This window comes from Ethanoligenens sp. (assembly GCF_047718355.1).
In the GTDB taxonomy this organism is placed as follows: Bacteria; Bacillota; Clostridia; order Oscillospirales; family Ethanoligenentaceae; genus Ethanoligenens.
On the sequence record NZ_JBDNLG010000048.1, the window covers coordinates 1 to 21,519 of the forward strand.

General features: G+C 50.9%; 19 protein-coding genes and 1 pseudogene. 10 read left to right on the forward strand and 10 right to left on the reverse strand.

Annotation, left to right across the window (positions count from 1 at the left end; translation table 11 throughout):
- Positions 1 to 100 precede the first annotated feature (100 nt).
- A complete protein-coding gene (locus ABF463_RS08540; protein WP_415533178.1) occupies positions 101 to 919 on the reverse strand; it encodes an undecaprenyl-diphosphate phosphatase in 819 nt (272 codons plus the stop codon).
- 184 nt (positions 920 to 1,103) lie between these two features.
- Here ABF463_RS08540 and ABF463_RS08545 point away from each other — a divergent pair, with 184 nt between their 5' ends.
- Both ABF463_RS08545 and ABF463_RS08550 read left to right on the forward strand, forming a co-directional pair.
- Complete coding sequence (locus ABF463_RS08545) at positions 1,104 to 1,796, forward strand: response regulator transcription factor (protein WP_415533180.1); 693 nt, start codon at positions 1,104 to 1,106, stop codon at positions 1,794 to 1,796.
- On the forward strand, positions 1,765 to 3,153 hold the full coding sequence (locus tag ABF463_RS08550; protein ID WP_415533181.1) for a sensor histidine kinase: 1,389 nt from the start codon (positions 1,765 to 1,767) through the stop codon (positions 3,151 to 3,153). The genes ABF463_RS08545 and ABF463_RS08550 overlap by 32 nt, the downstream gene beginning before the upstream one ends.
- Before the next feature lie 8 nt (positions 3,154 to 3,161).
- Here ABF463_RS08550 and ABF463_RS08555 read toward each other — a convergent pair whose 3' ends face one another.
- The 3 genes from ABF463_RS08555 to ABF463_RS08565 form a co-directional block, all read right to left on the reverse strand.
- On the reverse strand, positions 3,162 to 3,944 hold the full coding sequence (locus ABF463_RS08555) for a hypothetical protein (protein ID WP_415533182.1): 783 nt from the start codon (positions 3,942 to 3,944) through the stop codon (positions 3,162 to 3,164).
- A gap of 180 nt (positions 3,945 to 4,124) precedes the next feature.
- A complete protein-coding gene (locus tag ABF463_RS08560) occupies positions 4,125 to 5,117 on the reverse strand; it encodes a COG4280 domain-containing protein (protein WP_415533183.1) in 993 nt (330 codons plus the stop codon).
- An 18-nt stretch (positions 5,118 to 5,135) separates the two neighbouring features.
- On the reverse strand, positions 5,136 to 5,564 hold the full coding sequence (locus ABF463_RS08565; RefSeq protein WP_415533184.1) for a helix-turn-helix domain-containing protein: 429 nt from the start codon (positions 5,562 to 5,564) through the stop codon (positions 5,136 to 5,138).
- Between the two features lie 193 nt (positions 5,565 to 5,757).
- Here ABF463_RS08565 and ABF463_RS08570 point away from each other — a divergent pair, with 193 nt between their 5' ends.
- The 3 genes from ABF463_RS08570 to ABF463_RS08580 are packed head-to-tail and all read left to right on the forward strand — an operon-like array spanning position 5,758 to position 9,612.
- Complete coding sequence (locus ABF463_RS08570; protein WP_415533185.1) at positions 5,758 to 6,798, forward strand: ABC transporter substrate-binding protein; 1,041 nt, start codon at positions 5,758 to 5,760, stop codon at positions 6,796 to 6,798.
- Positions 6,779 to 8,551: an ABC transporter permease gene (locus tag ABF463_RS08575; protein ID WP_415533186.1), complete on the forward strand. Its 1,773-nt coding sequence runs from the start codon at positions 6,779 to 6,781 to the stop codon at positions 8,549 to 8,551. Before ABF463_RS08570 ends, ABF463_RS08575 begins: the two co-directional genes overlap by 20 nt.
- A complete protein-coding gene (locus ABF463_RS08580; RefSeq protein WP_415533187.1) occupies positions 8,548 to 9,612 on the forward strand; it encodes an ABC transporter ATP-binding protein in 1,065 nt (354 codons plus the stop codon). Before ABF463_RS08575 ends, ABF463_RS08580 begins: the two co-directional genes overlap by 4 nt.
- 459 nt (positions 9,613 to 10,071) lie before the next feature.
- Here the strand turns inward: ABF463_RS08580 and ABF463_RS08585 are convergent.
- The 6 genes and pseudogenes from ABF463_RS08585 to ABF463_RS08610 all read right to left on the reverse strand — a co-directional run bounded on the left by ABF463_RS08585 (position 10,072) and on the right by ABF463_RS08610 (position 15,371).
- A pseudogene (locus tag ABF463_RS08585) lies at positions 10,072 to 11,235 on the reverse strand (FtsW/RodA/SpoVE family cell cycle protein).
- A 69-nt stretch (positions 11,236 to 11,304) separates the two neighbouring features.
- Complete coding sequence (locus ABF463_RS08590) at positions 11,305 to 11,844, reverse strand: DUF2127 domain-containing protein (protein ID WP_415533188.1); 540 nt, start codon at positions 11,842 to 11,844, stop codon at positions 11,305 to 11,307.
- A gap of 511 nt (positions 11,845 to 12,355) precedes the next feature.
- On the reverse strand, positions 12,356 to 12,679 hold the full coding sequence (locus tag ABF463_RS08595; protein WP_415533189.1) for a hypothetical protein: 324 nt from the start codon (positions 12,677 to 12,679) through the stop codon (positions 12,356 to 12,358).
- A 39-nt stretch (positions 12,680 to 12,718) separates the two neighbouring features.
- The gene (locus ABF463_RS08600; protein ID WP_415533190.1) at positions 12,719 to 13,573 is read right to left on the reverse strand and encodes an ABC transporter permease; all 855 of its coding nucleotides are present in this window, start codon (positions 13,571 to 13,573) and stop codon (positions 12,719 to 12,721) included.
- Positions 13,570 to 14,484: an ABC transporter ATP-binding protein gene (locus ABF463_RS08605; RefSeq protein ID WP_415533191.1), complete on the reverse strand. Its 915-nt coding sequence runs from the start codon at positions 14,482 to 14,484 to the stop codon at positions 13,570 to 13,572. The genes ABF463_RS08600 and ABF463_RS08605 overlap by 4 nt, the downstream gene beginning before the upstream one ends.
- Complete coding sequence (locus ABF463_RS08610; protein WP_415533193.1) at positions 14,481 to 15,371, reverse strand: hypothetical protein; 891 nt, start codon at positions 15,369 to 15,371, stop codon at positions 14,481 to 14,483. The genes ABF463_RS08605 and ABF463_RS08610 overlap by 4 nt, the downstream gene beginning before the upstream one ends.
- 496 nt (positions 15,372 to 15,867) lie before the next feature.
- Between ABF463_RS08610 and ABF463_RS08615 the strand changes: the two genes are divergently transcribed.
- From ABF463_RS08615 to ABF463_RS08635, 5 genes are all read left to right on the forward strand, one after another.
- Complete coding sequence (locus tag ABF463_RS08615; protein WP_415533198.1) at positions 15,868 to 17,808, forward strand: glycosyltransferase family 39 protein; 1,941 nt, start codon at positions 15,868 to 15,870, stop codon at positions 17,806 to 17,808.
- Positions 17,809 to 18,146: 338 nt separating this feature from the next.
- Positions 18,147 to 18,452, forward strand: a complete 306-nt coding sequence (locus ABF463_RS08620) for a hypothetical protein (RefSeq protein ID WP_415533194.1) — start codon at positions 18,147 to 18,149, stop codon at positions 18,450 to 18,452.
- A 44-nt stretch (positions 18,453 to 18,496) separates the two neighbouring features.
- Positions 18,497 to 18,661, forward strand: coding sequence for a hypothetical protein (locus tag ABF463_RS08625; RefSeq protein ID WP_415533195.1), 165 nt, complete (start codon positions 18,497 to 18,499; stop codon positions 18,659 to 18,661).
- Positions 18,662 to 19,870: 1,209 nt separating this feature from the next.
- Entirely contained in the window at positions 19,871 to 20,278 is a 408-nt protein-coding gene (locus ABF463_RS08630; protein ID WP_415533196.1) for an arsenate reductase ArsC, read from the forward strand.
- Positions 20,279 to 20,471: 193 nt separating this feature from the next.
- On the forward strand, positions 20,472 to 21,473 hold the full coding sequence (locus ABF463_RS08635; protein ID WP_415533197.1) for a ferric reductase-like transmembrane domain-containing protein: 1,002 nt from the start codon (positions 20,472 to 20,474) through the stop codon (positions 21,471 to 21,473).
- Positions 21,474 to 21,519 lie beyond the last annotated feature (46 nt).

The following is a 21,519-nucleotide window of genomic DNA, read 5'->3' on the forward strand; positions in this document are numbered from 1 at the left end:
CGTGCGATTTTTCTAAAACCCCAAACCATTTATAAGCTACAAAAAAACCGGCGGCGGGGCCCGGCCCCCCACCCCCCCGCTTCTTTTATGCCGTTGTGCCTTAGAACAGTGTACGAGTACCAAGAACTAACAGGCCAACTACTGCACAATAGACGGAAAATGGGGCCATCGTATTGATCTCTTTTCGGTTGAACCATTTCATCAGCAAAAACACGCTGATAAACGCGAAAACGCCGGCGACCGCACCGCCGAGCAGCGAGAGCTGCAATAGGCCGGGCGTGTGCACCCGCACCATCTTCGGCACTTCAAATATGCCCGCGCCCAGAATTGCGGGTGCGGCAAGCAGCATGGAAAATCTTGCCGATTCTTCGTTTGTAAGCCCCATCCAAAACCCGGCGGTCATGCTGGAACCGGAACGCGAAAAGCCTGGAATCAGCGCAAGTGATTGAAACAGGCCAATAATCCCTGCCTGTTTCCATGTCAGGTCATCAATCGTTTTTGTGCCCTTCCGACGCAACCGCTCACCGACGAACAACAGCACGCCGTTCGCGATCAAAAAAGTAGCGGCAACTGTCACATTACTGAATACGCTGGTAATTTTCTTTTCAAAAATCAGTCCCAACACGGCGGCGGGAAAAGAGCCGGCGGCGAGCAACAGCAGCAATTTCTTTGATTTTCCCCGTGCGAAAATCGACCGAATGACCTCTGCCCAATCCTTACGGAAATAGACAAGCAGTGCAGCCGTGGTGCCCAAGTGCATCATCACGACGAATTCCAAAAAGTTTTGTTTCAAAAAGGTCGGGTCCAGCTTCCAGCCAAACACATACGGGGCAATGACCGAGTGTGCGACACTGCTGATGGGAAAAAGCTCCGATATTCCCTGGATGATCGCCAAAATAATGGTCTGTAAAATATTCACGAACAGTCCTCCTTCATGATTCTCCGGTTCAGCATACCAGTGTCAGATTAAAATCACATGAAAGGGCACCGTAGATTTGCCTTTTTCTCCAATTTACGCTATGCTGTGGGGTGTTTTAATCAGATTTTCATCTGACGGTGTTATTTTGAATGATATTTAGGAAGGAAAAGAAGGTGTTTGCCGGTTGAACCGAACGAAAGTACTCATTGTAGAGGACGACGGGCGACTTTCCCGCCTGCTGGAATTGGAACTTGAACATGCAGGATACCATCCGCATTGTGAACGCGAAGGCAAGGCGGGATTGCACGCTGTACGTTTTTGGAAGCCGGATCTCATTTTGCTTGACCGGATGCTGCCGGGGATGGACGGTACGGAAATCTGCCGTCTTGTGCGCAAGTTTTCCTCTGTCCCGATCCTGATGCTGACGGCAAAAGGCGAGGTGGCCGACAAGGTGGAAGGCCTTGACTGCGGAGCCGACGATTACATCACCAAGCCGTTCCACATGGAAGAGCTGTTTGCGCGCATGCGAGCGGCTCTGCGTGGCAAGCCCGCATCTGATCAGGTGCAACAGCTTACCATCCATGATCTTATACTCGATACGGCGGGGCGCACCGTCTATCGCGGCGGGTCGGAGATTCATCTGACAAAACGAGAGTTTGATCTTTTGGAATATTTCATGCGCAACCACGGCATCGTATTGACGCGCGGGCAGATTCTGGACCATGTGTGGAGCGAAGAATATGAAGGAGAAGCCAACATCGTGGACGTATACATCCGGTACCTGCGCGGCAAAATGGATGACGCGTTCGAGCAGAAACTGCTTCACACCGTTCGGGGGGTGGGTTATGTACTGGATGCAAAAGAATCCGATTCTTAAAAGGCTCTGGCCGCGCCGCTTATCCTGGAAGTTGACGCTGATCTACGCTACCCTGTTCTCCGGTGTTTTAATTGCACTGAATGCGGGGATTTTGTTTGGCTTGCGGTACTATCTTATTCGGCAGATTCGGACACAAGTGCAGGCCAATGTTCAAACGACGTTGTCCAGTCTCGAAAAAACGGAATGGAATGACGCAGAAATCAATCTACCTACGGAATTGGAGGCTTACCCGGAAACCGGTGCAAAATTTGTTTCCGCAGATGGCACCATCATTCGCACAGAAGGAACATTGCCTTCCTCACTGCCTGATCCGACTGAAAAGTTAGGACAAATACAGGTGCTTGAGCACCAGGATACCCACACCGTGGTAGAAAATGTAATCGTCGTGCGCGACAGAGGCATATTGGGCTACTTGCAAGTCGTTTACAACATGCGGGCAGAATATCGATTCCTCAAGCTGTTGTTTGTTCTGATGGCGGTAGCTGACACAGCGGGCATCCTGATTTCGATGGCAGCGGGCGCGTTCATCAGCCGCCGGGCGCTGCGCCCTATCGACGCCATGACCTCTGCGGCACAGACCATCAGCGGCAGCGACCTGACTAAACGGGTGCCGGTCGGCGAGGCAGATGATGAGCTTTCGCGCCTCGCAGAGACCTTCAACGAAATGATCGGCCGGTTAGAAAGCGCGTTTGAACGGCAAAAACAGTTTGTTTCCGATGCATCCCATGAATTGCGCACGCCCATCGCTGTTATCCAAGGTTATGCCGACCTGATCGAGCGCTGGGGCAAAGACAATCCAAAGGTTCTGCACGAGGCGGTGGAAGCCATCGGAGGAGAGACGGAAAGCATGAAGGCTCTGGTGGAACGACTGCTTTTTCTGGCGCGCAATGACAACGGCAGTTTTCAGCTCCGGTTGGAATTTTTCGACATGCGGACAGTTTTTCAGGAAGTGGCGGATGAAGCCCAAGTCGCTTTCAGGCGTTCTGTGGACATACAAGAAAGCACCCCGATTATGCTGATGGCAGACCGCGCGCTGGTCAAGCAAATGTTGCGCGCACTAACGGATAATGCCGTCAAATATACGCCCACGGACGGCAATGTTTATATTGAAGCAACGAAAACGGAAGATGGTGTTTCTCTCGCGGTGCGGGATACCGGCGTGGGCATCCCGCCGGAGGATCTGACGCATGTGTTCGACCGCTTTTACCGGGTAGACAAAGCCCGCTCCCGCATGCAGGGCGGAAGCGGGCTGGGGCTTGCCATTGTGCGCAGCATTGCGGAAGCGCATCACGGTACGGTGCAGATCGAAAGCGTACCGGGACACGGGACCACGGTGCGCATCCTGTTCCCGCAATGAAATTGCATTCAGTCCGCCGATGCGTTTGCCGGCACGTCCCGTTTGGAGATGCTTAGATAGCCGACCAGCACCACGATCGACAGCGTGAGCACAAGGCTTACAGGTCCCGTCCCCCATTCCAGCCCGCCGCGCGCACGGGAAACGCCCATCCAGTCGGCGAACGACGCACCAAGCGGCCGTGTGAGAATATAAGCGAACCAAAATCCAAAGATGCGGTTCATTCCAAAGAAGCGCACACCAATGGCGGGGACGGCGAACACCGCCGCGAACAGTACGCCGGAAAGAAAATAGCCGAGATGGAACGTGGTGGCCGTCAGGTCGCCGGACGCGGTGCCTAGCGCAAAGGTCACAAGCACGGCAGCCCAATAGAAAAATTCCCGCCGGTGCGTGAAGATGCTGTGGACAGAAAGTGTCTTTTCAAAGCGATACCACAGGATGAACACGATAGCCAGAGCGGCGAGAAATCCCGTCGTTGAAACCACATAGGGGATACCGAATCCAACATGCAAAACATCGGCAGCCATGGTTCCGAATATGCTGACCATCACAACGGTGAACCAATAGACCCAGGCGATATACTTTCGCACAGAAAATTGCAGGATGAGCGCAACCAGCAGACCCAGTGCCCCCAACGCGACAGCAGTTACCGGCGCCAGCGTATGGGCAAGGTAATCTGAAAAAACTTCCCCCATACCTGTTGTGAGGATTTTTGTGATCCAGAAAAACAGGGTAATTTCCGGAACTTTGCAGAGCATCTCCCGTTTGCTCGTTCCATCAAGCGATTGCGGCATACACAACACTTCCTTTTGCAGAGTCTGTTCAAACGAATGCGCCGCCATTGTATCATTGATGGATTAGAATTTGATGAAAAAGAAACAAAAGCTTGTGCCCTGTTCGCGTACCGAAAACGATAACCGGTGCCCGCCGCATTGCTGCACGGGCACCGGTTGTGCTGAATGATGAACGCTCTGTTATGCGGAAATACGCTGGGTACGTTCTCTGAGCGCCGCCCAAAAACTGATGACGATGCCCGCCATGAACAATATGCCGACCGCGTAAGAATTGCCAATTTGCGTATGCAGTGCTTCCAGCAGCAGAACGGCCGCAATGGTAATGATCACACCAAAAAGCACTGTCCAGTTTCCGCAGAAAAAATAAAAAATCTGCCAGAGGATGCGCGGCAGAAGCGGGTCTTTCCGATGATCGATTTCGCGGTGATTCGGGTCAAGCGCGCGCCGCTTGAGCCATGCGATCAAGGCAAAACAGACTACGAGGTAGAACCCGATCAGCACAAACAGGAACAGGTCGGAAAACGGCCAGGTGACGCCAAGTCCTTCGCCCGCCCAAAAAGTCCCGAAGGTGGTGAGCATGATGCCGACAACAAACTTGAACGTGTTTTCCGGAATCATGGTCAGCGGTTTCCGAACAGCAATTCCCAATACAGAAACGGTCACCAGCGCAAACAGTGCCGCGAGCGTTGTCGTGGCAATACCGGACGCACGGTTACCGCCCACGTTGGAACCGAAGGTGATGACAATGACGGCAACCTCCAATCCCTCCAGCAGTACGCTTTTCATCGACGTGAGAAAACCAAAGCGTTCCACCATCGCCTGATTTGCAGTGTCCATTCCGGCAATCTGCTTGCGGTTGCGCTCATAAATTTGGGACTCGTCGTGCATCGCCTTCAGGCCGGTGTATCGAAGCAAGGCTTTGTCCAGCCACTGGACACCAAACAGCACAAGGATGACCCCGATCACAATGCGCAGAATGTTCAACGGCACCAGAAACGCCACCGCGCTTCCGAATACGGCCACCAGCACCGCGAGGATGCCAAAGCCCGCCGCAGCGCCTTTCAGGCTGCTTTTCCAGCTGATGGATGTCCCAATGGCTAATACAATGGTGAGGGCTTCCGCAAATTCAACAATGGAAGCCAAATATGCCGGAAGAAAAATAGACCAAACCATAAATACAATTCCCTCCGCTTATTGTTTCCTGCATGTATCCCGCTGCGGCCAGAAGATTTCAAAACGCAGTTTTTCAACTTCGCGCACCTGCTTGTAGGTAACCCGCATGGTCACCTCATCCGGCACGGGGATCATGTCCTTTAAATCCGGAATACAGTCGATGCTTTCTGCGTCACGCAGCAGCGCCAAGTCCTTGCCGACGGCATCCAGCATTTCCCGATAATTTCCTTTCAGGTCTTTGGAAAAACTGTAGACTGCATTGTTTGCCGCATAAGCGATAGAATCTCCTTTTGCAAGCCATTCTGTCAGAGCTTGTTTGGAGAATCGCCATTCACGTCCGATCTTTCGCGCAGGCAGATGCTCCTCGCGCAATAATTTGATCAACGTTTTTTCGCTGACGCCCAAAAATTCCATTGCGCCGTCCACGTTGAGAAGAGACTCGTCCATATCGTACCCCCTGTTCATTTGAATTTCTGAATTATTATAACCCGCCAACCTGATCTTTTCAAGATATTAACTGTATATAATATGAAATTGACTGCATTTACACAGAAATTACTTGTAATTTACCAGAATATGATGGTTTTCGAGTGGTTTCGCCATATAATGGAGACGAATGAAATTGAATGGAGGATATTTAATGAAAACGAAACATCTTGCTCTTTTATTCGTTCCCATCCTTCTGGTTAGCAGCCTTGCCACAGGATGTAACAGCAGTGGAAGCACATCCAAAAAACTGGTGTTCTATTCTTCGCAGGGCTATGATTCGGCCATCGCAAAAGCATTCCAAAAAAAGACGGGCATCAAAGTCCAACTGGTTGACGATTCAACCGGTAATCTGCTTGCTAAAATCGAAGCCGAAAAGAGCAATCCCCACTGGGATGTTATGTGGTGCGACGGCGATATCAACCTGCAGGCTATGGATAATGAGGGGCTGTTGCAGAAAAACTGGACCCCAAATGACATCGGAAATCTGAATTCACTCGGAAAAACGCTGGTGCCGAGTGATGATGCCTATTTCCCAACCGGTACTACTGCTGCCGCGGCAATTGGTGTAAACACCAAACTGGTATCGTCCGCCGATTATCCGAGAGATTGGAGCGATCTACTCAGCTCAACTTTCAAAAATTCTTTGGCAATGAACGATCCTGCTCTCTCTGGACCTACTTATCCTTATATCGCAGGAATTCTTCAAACGATGGGGCAGAGTGCCGGTGAACAGTACTATACGTCGTTAAAAGCGAATGGCATGAAAGTCTTCTCCACAAATGACACCACACTTCAGGCACTGCTGAAAGGGCAGGTTAAAGCTGTCACGATTCAGGATTCCGCTCTGATCAATTCAAAAGTCAGCGGAAATTCCATTGATATCATCTATCCAAAGTCCGGTGTAGCCACTCTTCCGAGTGTGATTGGCATTGCCAAAAAATCCCCGGATTTGGATGCCGCAAAGCAGTTTGTAGCATATGTTTACACGACGGAAGCACAGAAGATCATGCTGAACAAGGATAACGGCGGTGGGGATTCATACTATAATCCCGTCATCACCGGCGTTCAGGCCGACGACGCCCGCTTGCAGGTGGAGAAAAACGGTATTAAGTGGAACAAGCTCAACACCGCCAATGCTGCCAAAAATATTGATACCGTCAAGGCCTGGTTCCATGAAAACATCGTCCAATAAGCCGCGTGTTCCCCGGCTTGGCGGAACTTTGTTTATCTTCTGCGGCATCGGTCTGCTGCTGGTGCTCATCGCATATCCTCTGGCATGTCTGCTGATACAAATGGTCTTACCTAATCTTTTTGCTGAAAAGATGAATCTGGCTCCTTCCTTGAAACCTTTGATTGCCGTGTTCACAGATAAAACCACTTTTCTCGCGGTGCAGAACTCTGTTTTCATCAGCCTTTGTGGAACTCTGTTGGCACTCGTGATCGGCACTTTGAGCGCATTTACGACGGAATCGTTTCATGGAAGGATTAAAAAAATCGGGGACGGTCTTGTTTGGCTGATTTTTTTTCTTCCGTCCTATGTAATCGCGCAGGGATGGGTCGTCTGTATGCAAGACGGCGGCTTGCTTTCCCAATTATTTCATTTGCCGACCGGATGGTCCGCTTTCTTTTTCACTCGATTCGGTATCGTACTGATTTTCGGCCTGAGTTTCTTCCCTTTTGTGCATATCACGCTTAAGCAAGGCATTCGCAACCTGAACCGCACGCTTGTTAATGCGGCACGAGTGTCGGGGGCTGGACGTACACAGACCATGTTTCGCATTATCCTGCCGCTTTTGACACCCGCGTGGCTGGCAGGCGGTTCCATTGTTTTTGCGGAAGCGTTTGGAGATTTTGGCGTTGCCGCCGCTATTACCCCGTTATCGCACATTCCATTGGTGCCGTATCAAATCTACGCCGCCATGGATCAGCAACCGGTCAACTACCCGGCTGCAGCAGGTCTGTCATTTCTGGTGATTGTAATCTCGGCGTGTTCCATTGCGCTGCAGTTTGCCTTCACAAGGAAACGCGCCTTTGAAACAGTCGCGGTCGGGCGACAGGATCTATTTCGGCCCAACCGTACCGCTTCAGCTTCATTCTGGGTTATTGCAGGAATCGCAATTGGCGCGCCGCTTGGTTCCACACTGGTCGTGTCACTTTGGAAAGTATGGACAAAAGGCCCCGTAATGGGAAATTGGACACTGGCCTACTATACCAAAGCGCTGGTTCCCGGCGGGGTCAGCACGAATGCACTGGGGATCTCGCTGCAATATGCGCTGATTACCGCAGCAGTCACCATGGTGCTGGGTGTGCTTTTTGCGTTTCAGTTTACCTTTCAACGATCCCGGCTAAATACGGTTCTGAATTTCGTAACCATGTCAACGATCGCGGTACCTGGAATTGTGATGGGAGCCTCCTTTATCTTCGCATGGAACGCCGTATGGCTCATTCCGATCAATTTGGTACTGTATGGCACCCCGGTTTGTCTCGCAATGGCTTACTTGGCTACCTATATTCCTTACGCGATTCGGATTCAGGCAGGAGCCATGCGTCAAATCCCGCCCAACCTTCTGAACGCTGCACTCGTTTCTGGGGCCAACCGTTTTGTGATGCTGCAGCGTATTGTTTTTCCCATGGTGGCGGGTACGGCCATTTCCACTTTATTTATGACAGTCACGAAGGTTATTTTTGAACTGCCTGCCGCCAGTTTGCTTTATCCTGCCGGTGATCCGCCATTTTCGGTCATTGTGGAACACTATTTCAGCGATTTCAATTGGCCGCAAGGCTCGGCAAATGCTATCGTCGGCGTACTTTTCATCATACTCATCTATCTGGTCGGGCAGGGTGTCTTGTCATTTTTTCGCAAAAAAATGACATCCAAGCCGGCTGTCGAGCGGCAGCCAGCGCACAGGCAGTTGCTAAATGAGACAAAAGAGGTTTCATCATGAGTATCGTCCTGCACGACGTGTGTAAATCTTACGGGGAAAAGCGGGTGTTAGATCACATCGACCTCACGATTGCGGAGGGCAACTGCACCGCACTGTTGGGGCCTTCCGGCTGTGGGAAAACGACGTTACTCAACGCACTGGCGGGCCTGATCGACATTGACAGCGGCACAATCTGCGCCAATGATCGGGTGTGGGCAGACGGGCGCAAAGGGGTTCCCCCTGAAAAACGCCGGATCGGAATGGTTTTTCAGGATTTTGCGCTCTGGCCACACATGAATGTGTATGATAATGTTGCTTTCAGCTTGAAGTTAAAAAAATTGCCTGCCGGGCAAATCCACAAAGAAGTAGAGCAGGCTCTTGTCACCGTACAAATGCAGGGCAGCGACCGACAATATCCCCACCAGCTTTCGGGAGGGCAGAAGCAACGCGTCGCTATCGCGCGGGCAATCGTTGCCAAGCCTACTTTGATGTTGATGGATGAACCTCTCTCCAGCCTGGATGCTCAACTGCGCGAAAGAATGCGCTGGGAAATTTTACGTATTGTCGTGGGCACAGGGATTACCACGGTCTATGTCACACATGACCAGTCAGAGGCACTGAGTCTGGCCAATACCATTGTGTTGCTGAACGGCGGACATATTGAACAAATGGGCCCGCCCAATGAGGTTTATCGTGAACCCAAAACGGCATTTTCAGCACGCTTCCTCGGCTGTTCCAATCTACTCGATGGCACAGTATTGGAAAACAGCGGAGATATGTGCACAGTTGAATGTTCTGGTGTTCGCCTGCAGGTGGTCGCACAGGGAAAGACGGGACAAAAAACCAAGGTGGCCATTCGCCCATCTGATGTATTACTCAATCGGAAAAGTGATGAGCCTGGTACGGAACTGTCCGCAACCATCGTACAACGGTCATATCAGGGGTTAAACTGGCATTACATGGCGGCTGTCGAGGGCATGGCAGATGTTGTTCTGGAAATCTGGGATGTGTTAGAGCAGCAAGCCTCTGGAATAGTAAAGCTGTGGCTTCCTGCAAAAAAATGTCGCTTTGTTCAAGGATGATTGAATTTTATATTTCGCTTGAATTTTACCGGCGAGAATGTTTCTCGCCTTTTTGCTTTTATTTGCAAAATCAACTGTTTGTGTAGCCGTAGATATTTTTTGACATCTTTTACTACCGAGTCAAGATTCTAAACTTCCCCATAATACCCAATAAGAGCACAGCGATTCGGCGTTTGGACAAATTATGAGCGAGATTCGTACATGTAACAGCACTTCTTATATTTGTTTTTAATTCGGTTTAATCTTATAACAATAAAGCAGGAGGACTGTCGATTTGCATATGCAGGGTACTCAGTAGCAAAATAGCTGCAATGGTTATAATAGCACCAAAAATAATCTGCAGAGGATGCACGGCAGTAGCTGATCTTGCGACTCTTTAGGATTGATCTATCGGTGATTTGGATCAAAATCCCGGTAAGCACTCCCATATTAGTGGAGGGTGAATAAAATTCACCACTTTCAATTTTTCTCTGCAAACAATTGCGTGCTTCGATGCATATAAACAGATAAAACGACACCCACGCCCAAAAAGCCAGATACCACCGACGAACCGCCCGAACTGAAAAACGGCAGAGAAATGCCTGTGATCGGAAACACCATAAGCGCCGCACTGATATTGACTGCCATTTGAACCAGGAAAGAAGCGAAAACACCGACGCATATGATGGCGCCCATCCCATCTTTCGCTTTTCGGGCGTCACCCAATATACGCATGAGCAAAACGAAAAAGAGGGCTAAGATCAGCAGACAGCCGATGAACCCGAGCTCTTCTCCAGTCACAGCGAAAATCATATCGTTCTGCTTCTCCGGCAGCAAGTAGCTTGGGCCTTGCGTGATGGGGCCGTGAAAAAGTCCATAACCGGAGAGCTCTCCGGAACCGATTGCGAGACGCCCCTGCGTCTGCTAATAGGCGTCATTCGCATATTTGGCAGGATCGAACAGGGCCAGGATACGGTTTTTCTGCGTAGCGCCCAGCACCTTGGACCAGATCAAAGGTGAGCCGGCAAACAATGCGATTCCCGCCAGCGCAAAATAGCGCAGTTTCACATTGGCCATAAACATCATAAAGATAAACATCAGCACAAAAACGAGCATCATGCCCATGTCTTTTTGTAATATCAGCAAAACCATGGGAATAAGCCCGTGCAAGGTAAGCAACAGCACTTGACGGAGGGAGCCGATTCGTTCCTTTACAGAGTCATAGTGCTTGGCAAAGGTGATCACAAAGGCAACTTTGATAAACTCCGCCGGCTGAATGGTGTTTGACCCGATGTGTATCCATGCACGATCCTGAGAACCCGCCCGGGAAGACCCGATCAGCAGTGTAAGGATCATCAGCGAAATGCTGACCAGCGCAATCCATTTCCACGCTTTGGTCATGTCGTGGTAATCTATTTTAGAAACGGCAATCATAATGATACAGCCGACCACGATTCCCAATATCTGCGTTGTGAAAACCCGACCGGAAGCATGTGTCGCACTATACACCAGCAGCAGGCCAAACCCTGCGGCCAAAAGGGAAACCAGGATCAATACACGATCCGTTTGCTTTAAATAGCGCCATACGGAACGAAAAATGTTTGACATGGAAATGACCCTACACACTCGCACTTGTTGTTGCATACAACGAATTTTGGGAAACGGAAACTGCCGGATGGTCAGGGCGGTGCTGCTTTCTTATCAAATGGTGAATTATCCGGATACGGAACACCGACGTATGCTTTTGAATGTGCCGTATTTCTGTCTCCTGTATTCAACGGCAGTCAGAAAAATCATAACAGCGTCCCAAACGGTCAAAAGAACGAGAAATATGGATGGATGCATGCAATAGTTCCAAATCTGATAGCCAATGAAAAACAGCAGCGAACCGATTGCAAGCGGATAAGCCCATCGCTTTTTATGCCAAAGCAGATAAGCCAACAGACATTTTGTGATGCCATGCGAAAGTAAATACATGATTGTGAAAAGCTGTGTGCCGGCAGAAAATCCATAGCTGTAGTGCAGCAGCACGTTTGCCAGTCTATCACCAGGGTCTTCCACTAATTCTCCGTGTGTTAAAAAGAATACCAACCGACCCATACGGATCGGATTTAGATACAACAGCAGAATTCCACCGAGTATTTCACACAGAGCACCGATTCCTTTCAGCAGAACACTCAATTTGAACCCAAAGTGCATCCAATTTCCCGAATGGAAGGCGGTTCCTGCCATTATTTTATTGCGATTGATCATAATTTGTACCCTGCTTCAAGTAAGATGGTTTCTGCTACCCGCTCATAATGTGCTATTCGCAATTCGTGAACCAAGTTTATTATATCCGTACAATATTAAAATTTGAGAAGAAACCAACGAATTGTGTGGTGTACCATCATATATCTCTTTGAGTACGGCGGATTCGTATGCGATGTAAGACTCGCCCAGGAATCCGTTGTTCGCATAGAATTTGCCAAACGCGCGATCGTCGACGGCATAGACGATGTGAATGTCGTTTGACTGTAGGTAAGGTTAATGAGATCTTCCATGGACGGTTATCGAGCGTCTTGACACTTCTATCGAAGGTGTGCCCATGATCGTTTCTTTTTCTGCTATGCAGCGCACTCCCTTAAATACGGTGAAAACATAAAAAGCACCCTTCGGCTTCGAGAAAGCTAAAGGGTGCTACATGTTGAAGTGCATGCCCGGAGATTTCTCCAAGCCATCCGGCTGTTTGAACTCCTATTCGCCCACGATGGCCTGGTACATCTCATTGCAATACGAGACGGGTGGCATGAATGTTTCTCCCGGCATTGCCGATATCGTTCTGCCCGTCAGTTTCCGATACAGCTGGCGAAAGAAACCAGCCATTGTGGTACATCTCGCAAGCGAATGCCGGTGATGATCTGCCGGCCCATATCTGAGGGTTCATTTGTAGCAGCCAGATGTAAAACTGCATGTCTTTCGACTCGTCCACCATAGCGCTTTTGGGGATACTTTTCCCATTGGCGGATGTCCCAATGGCCAGTACAATGGTAAGGGCTTCCGAAAATTCAGCAATGGAGGCAGATATACTGGAAGGAAAATAGACCAAATCATCTGCAATCCCCCCGTTTTTTGGGGAATGTCACCTTCAGTTCATATCGACTTTGCCGAACTTGCGGGCCGCAAGCGCCAGGAAGCCGGCCGCATAGAGCGCGATATAAACATACATCGCCGCCGATGCCGGCTGACCGCCGCCTGTCAACCCGCCCGCACCGCGCATCAATTCCCCTGCGATCCCGGAGGACGGCAGCAGCACACGTTCTGCCGCCCCGTAGAGCGTGTGGAACGGCGAAACCAAGCTGATGAAAATACCGACGCTGTTGATCGTTTTGCTGTTGACATAATTTCCGATCATCTCGACGATTCCGCCGATATTTCCAAGAATATAAATGAAAATCATCAGCAGACCGTTAGGGACCGTTTTCAACGAGACCGAGCCATAGAAGGTCAGGCACAACACGGCCAGCGGCACGCAAAGATAGATGAGCCAGCTCTGGAAAATCTGCACGGCCGAAAGGGCGGTGACGGTATCCAGCGCATAGGCTCTTCCGATGCACAGGATAGCCGCCATCAGCACCGTCGCATACGCGCTGACGAGAATCGCCAGCCCCAGGAAGCGGCCCAGAATATACGCGGCGCGCCCCACCGGACGCGAAAGGATGGCATGAACCATCCCGGTTTCCATCTCGGACGAGATGGCGCCGGAACCCAGAATGATCGTCAGCAAACATAAAATCATGGAAGAAAACTGCAGAACCGTTTGCGTCAGCACGATAGACGCGAGCGGCTTAAAATCCGCCGCCCGGCTGTCTATATGCATGGCTTGAAAATAATGCAGAAGCGCCGCCCAAAAAACCAGATAAAGCACGGTGACGATGCCCATGACCAAAAACGTCTTTTTGCGCACCGCTTCTTTCAGCGTGACGGAAAGGATGGCTGTCATCGCGCGTCCTCCTTCCCGACAACACGCAGAAACACACTTTCCAGCGTCTCGCGCCGGGGTGTGAGCGCGCGCAGTTTCAACCCGGCTGAAACGAGGGCGGATGCGATTTTGGGAATGTCTTCCGTATCCGCCAGCAGGAAAACCAGCTGGCCCTCCGGTGTCTGCGGTGCAAGCTGGCCGTCAAAGCGCTCTTTGAGCAGCGCGAACAATTCCGTCGGAACCGGGTCGCATTCCACCGTCAAAATGATGCGGTTCATCAAAAGCGCGTCCATTGAGCCGGATTTGACAACCTTGCCATGGTCGATGATGGTAACATGGTCGCAGACGGCTTCCACTTCGCTGAGCAGATGGCTGTTTAGAAAAACGGTCGTCCCCTCTGCGCGCAGGGACACGATAATGTCGCGCACCTCTTTGCGCCCGATGGGGTCGAGCGCGGAGGTGGGCTCGTCCAGAAAAAGCAGCTCCGGGTCGGGCAGCAGCGCGCAGGCAAGGCCGATGCGCTGCTGCATGCCCTTGGAATAACCGCCGACCTTGTATTTTTCCTGTCCCAGCAGGCCGACGCGCGCCAGAACGCCGGCGTTCCGCCGTCGGTCAGGCCGGAGACGGAACAGGCTTGTATGAAAATTCAACAGATCCTCGCCGGTCATCCATTCCTGATAGCGGAACAGCTCCGGCAGATAGCCCAGCTTTCGACGGGCCGCAACGTCGCCAAGCGGCCGGCCAAGCACCTTTCCTTTGCCGGATGTCGGGAAAACAAGCCCCATCAGCATCTTGATGCAGGTGCTCTTTCCGGCGCCGTTCGGGCCCAGAAAGCCGTAAACCTGCCCCTTTTCCACAGAAAGGTCGAGCGAATCGACCGCAAGCTTGTTTCTATAGGATTTCGTCAGGCTTTCGGTCTCGATGATGCTCAACGAATGCTCCTCGCCGCCTGTACCAGCGCGCTGTCGGATTTTTTACCGGCCAGCGCATAAAGGATGCCGTCTTTCGTCCAAATCAGCACGGAGGTGTTATCGCCCTGCAGCTTGGACAATGCGGCCGCATCGGCAAGGTTGGGGATGGAAGAGGCAACCTGCGCCAGATCTTTTGCGGAATAGAGATAACCGGTCGTAACGCCAAGATCGGCTGCGCGGCCCAAGCCTTCGATCACCGGCAAGTACACATCACGGGTGGAGGGGTCAATCGCCGCGAGCTGCGCGCGCAAATCGGACGGGATGACCGTCGCGCTCGTCAGGCTGCTCCAGAGCGCGTTCAGCTCTTTGGCGGGCGCGTTGACGTAAACGCCCTGCGTCTCAAGCAGGGTTAGATCAGAATATTCCGCAATGGCCGCGGCGGGCGTAACGACGCTGATTTTCGTGCCGTTATACGCATCGCTCACCGCAGAAGCGCCCGCCTTGGCCAGCGCGGCGTTCAGTGCCGTCGTGTCCAGCGTAAACGTCCGGGTCTGGGAGGCCGCCGCGTAAAGCTTGGGAGTGCCCTGCGCGCCGCTTGTGGGGAGATTGATGCGAAACGCCGTAAAATTCTTTGCACTTGCCAGCGGCTTTACATTCGACTGTATCACGCTGCCCAACGACCCGGAAAGCGGGTCAGACTGCGCGGTCTGTTTGGTCGCCTGCGCGCTCTGCTGTTTGGCGTTTGCCGCAAGCGACTGGATGTCGGTGAGCGAGATTGTGATGGTTTTGGTATCGGCCACACGGAAAACGGACAGCGCCGATACCGCCGCCGCCTGCACGGGTGGGATGAACAGGGTGCCTACGGCAATCGCCGCAGCCGAAAGCATGGCAATATATTTCTTCTTCATGGAAAAGATCCTTTCTCAATGCAATAAGCCCATACTTAACCCGTACTTGAATTATAATCCTTCGATCGCGCTTTGTATATATCCGCACACAACGGCCGATATGATTCCATCCGTCCCCTGTGAGGCGCAGAACGGCAAACATATTGGGGAGTGTATTTACCCAATATTGTTATGCGGCTGGATGTATGAGGCCGACCGGACAATGCGATCTGACGGTTTTCCCTGCCTGCATGCCCGGCAAGGGCGAATCACCCCCTTTGGACACAAGTATAGCCTGCAGACATTAAAACACTATGAAAACAAGGGCGGGATTTGACCTTAATTTGAAATATTTCACGTGCGGCTACCCGATATGCTCATGTATTTTTAATAGAAGTAGTGTAACTTAATGGGGAAAACGGCATGTTTCCAAACGCTTGGGACAAAACGAGGTTTATAGAAGGAACGAATTTGCAGCAGCAGGCAGAAGTGGCATATAGGAGTTGCTACTTTGATTGTGCTGATGGCTTTTTTTCTGAGTTTTTATAATTTTGCGTATGATGGATTTGGAAATCTATATTATTCGGCGGCCGTGAAGAGCATGGCTATGAGCTGGCACAATTTCTTTTATGTATCCTTTGACCCGGCTGGATTCATCAGTGTGGATAAGCCCCCCGTGACGTTGTGGATCGAAACAGCGTTTGTCAAACTTTTTGGATTCCACAGTTTTTCCCTGATGCTGCCGCAGGCGCTGGCCGTATCAGGCTCCGTAATCATCTTATACCACCTTGTAAAAAAACGATTTGGTTTCGCCGCGGGTTGTGTTGCGGCCCTCTTACTTGCTGTCACGCCTATTTTTATTGCCGCGGCGCGTTCCAATAACCCAGATGCGGTGTTGGTGTTGGTTCTCCTGCTGGCGGCATGGTCCACCTCAACCGCCATTGAGACCGGATATCTGCGTTATGTGGTGCTCACGGCGGTGCTCCTCGGCATCGGATTCAACACCAAAATGCTTGTGGCATACCTGATTCTGCCAGCCATTGTCGCATCTTATCTCTTTGGGGTCCGTATACATTGGAAGAAGAAGGCGTTGCATCTGGGAATCGCCGTTTACGTACTCCTTGTCGTTTCTTTTTGCTGGGTGGCGGCGGTGGATCTGACGCCCACCGCAGATCGTCCTTATGTGGGCAGCAGTTCTAACAATACCGAAATGAACCTGGTGTTTGGGTATAATGGGCTGAACCGGCTGGACACTTCAAAACCTATCGCAGGCAACCGGCACACCCGAAGCGCGCCGTCAAGCGCCGCGTCGGGTGTGCAAACGAAAAAAGCGAATCGGGATACCCCTGGTCCACTTCGTATGCTGGAAATTTATATTGCCGAACAAGTCAGCTGGTTTTTACCGCTTGCTGCCATTGGCGCGGTTGGAGCGTATATTTGCATACGCGGCATGAAAAAAGAGCAACGTCGTTCTCAACTGTCAGCCCTTCTATTCTGGGGCTGCTGGACAGCCACCATGCTCCTTTTCTTTAGCTTTTATCGCAATCTGACACATCGATATTATCTCAACCTGATTGCACCGGGCATCGCGGCGTTGGGCGGCATCGGTTTTGCTGCAATGGTAAAGCAACTGGTACACAGGGGGAAGCGGTGGCAAAAAATGCTTCTGCCAGCAGGCTTAATCCTATCCGCTGTGTTCCACCTGATCATGCTCTGGCATTATCCCGCATGGTTTGCAGCACTTTGGCCGCTGGACACACTGTGCATCGGTCTTGCCATCGCGCTGCCTGTTATTCGTATGAAAGTACATGGGCAACACGCTTCAGTCACCGCACGCGCTGCTTACACCGCTCTGGCATGTCTTTTGGTCACTCCCGCTGCATGGTCGTTTACTACGGTAATGGCTCGTGTCAACGGCTCGGATGCTTACGCCGGACCGGGGTTACTTGGCACATGCCCGGTTGTTTTTCTATCTCCGGCTCAGCTTTCCTCGCGGCTGGGCGGTGATGTGGAAGACCCCTCACCATCGGACGAAATACAATCTCTATCTAAATATTTAATTCAGCACAAACAAAACGCAACCTATCTCGCAGCCACGCCCAGCACGGCATTTGCAGACAAAATCATCCTTTACACCGGTCAGCCGATTATGGCAATCGGCGGTTACAATGGCAGCAATCCCGTTCTTTCGCTGGATACATTTCGAAGATTTGTCCGACAAGGCAAAGTGAGGTATCTGCTCATTCCCGCGTCTTCCATCTCAAGTCTGCACCGTGACGCCGGAATACCTTCTGCCAATGGGTGGGAAAATAACCCCAACCTTGCACTCCTTGATTGGGCAGTGCAAAACGGGAGCATCGTGAATTCCAGCGCATATCTTGTCACATCGGACACCGGAGCGAATGACCTGGTGCTGGTCCGTCTTGCGTCATTGCAAACAGGCCAGTTCCAATATTGAATGGAAGCCCAATGTAGCTTTCAGCCATTTCGGTAAACAATCCTTTAGCATAATGCTGCCCGTACCCCGTACAAGGCGTGGATTCCCTTTAACAAAACGCTGAATTGAACCCCCAAGTGTATTCAACCGTCTATCTGAAAAGTGGCTTCCACGTTATTTTATCGCAGCGTGTCATATTTTATATTCTATTTGGTAAAACCATTTCCTATGGCTGGTCATATTGTAGATCCCCTTTTATTTTTGGGGCTTTGCTTTCAAAAATTTTAATTTGCTTTTAATCTGAAAGTTTTTTAATCGAGCCGGCCGCAGCAAGCGTTGTTTGGAAAGGAGAGATCGTTGTGTCCATACAGGCTGTCAGCAGTCAGGCCGCACAGGTTAGCCAAAGCGAGTCCGTAAGTATTCCCCGTATCACATCGACTGATTCCACCATCCTGGGCCAGCAAGAAAAGCAGGTAAAAGCCCAAATTGCGAAACTGCAGAGCAAGTCGGGAAACACACAGCATGTGCAGCAACTTAATCAGGTCTTGCAAGACATCCAGAAAATTCTCCAAAAGCAAACCACCGGTGCGCAAACCCAAGCTTCAGTCAGCGTAAGCAGTAATGGAAGCAGTGCAAATGCAGGCAAGCTTGATGTGAAAGCTTGACCGGGCATGGCAGCAAACAACATTTGAAAGGAGTAGGGCAAAGTATGAATGCAATCAATAACATCGGAATTTCTCAACAACAGTATATCAGCCAGCAGCAAAACTTGTCCATAAAGAGCAGCGTCAGCGAAGAAGCAAGTGAAACCCCCGCGCAGAAGGCTGCGGAAGCAAACGGCATCACAGGAAACACGCTGAATGTGTATGCGTGAGTTTCTCGGATAACCCAAACAGAAACGAAGTGGCGGGCGCGGCAAATTTGACCGTTTAGAGTAAACGGCCGGATGCCGCACCCGCTTTTTGTTCCCCGGATGTACTTTAAAACATTTTGGGGCTCCGCGATGACAAAATTTCTTATCCAATTTTGATTTCCAATGTAAAAATGTCTTGTGCAGACATCTTCTATTGTTATATTATATCTATGCACATAAGAAATTGTCGAATATTGATGGTGTCGTAAAATTTTATACATTTACATCTACATCACCAAAAAATATTTAATGTATTTTAATAGAAATAACATATCTAACTATCACTAACTCAGCAACCATTGAGATGCTCCTTTACCGCTCCCTATCCCATATGCAAGATTTTAGTTGTCCCTGCTGCTGTTATCAGGAATTCCGAGTTATCAGGAACCGGCCCGGAAAATAAGGCTCCGGGCCGGTTTCGCAGTGATAAATTCCTGATAAAAAGGGTTGAAAACTGTGTCTGGACATGCGGCCCTCTAAGCGCGGCGCTGGCTGAATTCTTGATAACCCGAAAGATGGAACACGGTTTTTCTCCCGAAATTCTCGATAACTCAAAACAGTTCACAGGCAATAAGGCAACACATGAAAAATTCCTATGGCTTTTATGGTGCGACCTACGGACTTATCAGGAATTTGAGGGCTGAGCTATAAACTTGTCCAAAAGCTATCAGGAAATTGGTCTGGATAGCTTCCCCTCCACTTTCTGGAGCATCGCAATCTTTACTCAAAGTTATCAGGAAAAATTCCTTGTAGATCGGCCCTGAGCCTTGTTTGGCAAGATAATTCCTGATAATCCGAAACTCCTGATAACTGCGATTATCGTGAATTCACGATAACCGGTGCAAGCAATGGTTTGGGGTACCCAAACCACGCTTGCTGATGGCTTTCCGCCCCCAGACCCCCGGGCAAAATGGGCCTCACGGCCACTTTTGCGAACGCCCCGTCCCGGGGCGGCTGTGCATGTTGATGCATGAGTTTTAAGGTAAGCCTTTTAAATCCACAGAGCTTTACCTCTTGCGTTTCTACATGATGGCTCCCTGCTGATACGATAACGGCGAATTCGATTGAATCGACCCTGCGAAAGAAAGTATTGTGTATGCCACAATCTGTTGGCAAAGCGATCGGGCGGAGGTGTTTCGACGCGCACGACGTCCTGACTCAAAGCAGCAAATGAACGGTAAACCGAACGTCGCGTTTATTTGCACCCACAATTCCTACCGGTCGCAGATGGCGGAAGCCATTGGCAAAGTTCTGGCTTCCGAAGCATTCGAGGCTTTTTCCGCCGGCACCGAGATCAAAAGCGGCATCAACCCCGAGGCAGTCAAAGCCATCCAAAAACTCTATGGGGTGGATATGACGCGCACACAGCGCCCCAAGCTGCTGGGCGACCTGCCGCCGGCGGATATAGTGGTGACGATGGGCTGCGGTGTGCAATGCCCGATGCTCACCTGCAAACACCGGGAAGACTGGGGGGTGAAGGACCCGACCGGCAAAAGTGAAGACGAATTTATCCGCACCGCCAAAATCATCGAGAAAAAGATCATCGACCTGAAAAACAGAATACCCAAGCTGACGTAAAAGAAAAGCGGCCGGCTGCCCGCGCTGCGCAGACCGCTTTTCGTCCGGAAACCGTAAGGAAAACCGTTGGGAAAGATCTCCATAGGAGGACGGCCGGCAGATTTTTAATGCGATTTTAACCTGTCTATTGTATGGTAAAAAAGTAGACTTCAATAGGTGGCCTGCTATGAACAAGACAGGACGGTGACTGACCATGCGCAAGAGGGCCCTTTTCCTCGCGGCTTATTTTCTGGCGCCCTTTCTGCTGATTATGGCGATTTTTTCCTCGAATACCGGTTATTATGGCGCGTCTGGTTTCATCCCCATGGTGCTCGGCGCGACGGCCTACACGCTGTTAAACGCCCAGCTGATTCTGAGCGCACGGCCGAAATGGATCGAAGCCAGTTTTGGGCTGGATCGATTTTACCGTTTTCACGGCCTGATGGCGGTCATCGCAGTCGTTCTCGCGCTTGCCCACAAGCTGCTGGAAGGAAGAACATTCCCGAACAGCTTTCAGACAAAGCCGGGGGAAATGGCGCTTGTTTTGTTCATCGGCGTTTCCACGCTGGCATTGGTTTTCATGGCCGACACGTTGGTTCGCCTGTTCCTGCCGCTGCGTTTTGTGCGCGCGTTTTTCGTCCGGCTGAAAATCGGAAAATACAACGTGCAGAAAATCCTGCACAATGTGAGCGTCTTAGCGGTGGCGTTGGCTTTCCTCCACGTGATGCTCACCTATTCCGCGCACAACCCGCTTGTGAAAGCGCTTTATATCCTCTATGTCGGGGCGGCGATGGGTTTTTATCTTTACCACAAGGTTTTCAGAAAATGGTTTGCCGGAAAATGGTTCATGGTCGAAGCGCTCGTTCCCGAGTCAGGCTCGATGACCACACTCGTGCTGCGGCCGCGGAAAGGCAGTGTTTTCTCTTATCTGCCCGGACAGTTTGGCTTTTTACGGGTGTTCCAGCGCGGCATCTCGTCGGAAGAACATCCGTTTTCCATCTCCTCGCAGCCGCTGGACAAATCACGTCTGCGCATAACCATCAAAAACCTGGGCGACTGGACCGGCGGCGTGCGGAACATCCAGCCAGGCAGCAAAGTCCTGCTCGACGCGCCGTACGGCAGGTTCAGCCCGCCGCTCTACGATTGTAAAGACGGCATCGTGCTCATTGCGGGCGGCGTAGGCATCACTCCCATGCTGAGCATCCTGAGCTACTAAGCACAGTAGGTCAGAGCTCAAAAAATCATCCTGCTTTTGGTCGTTT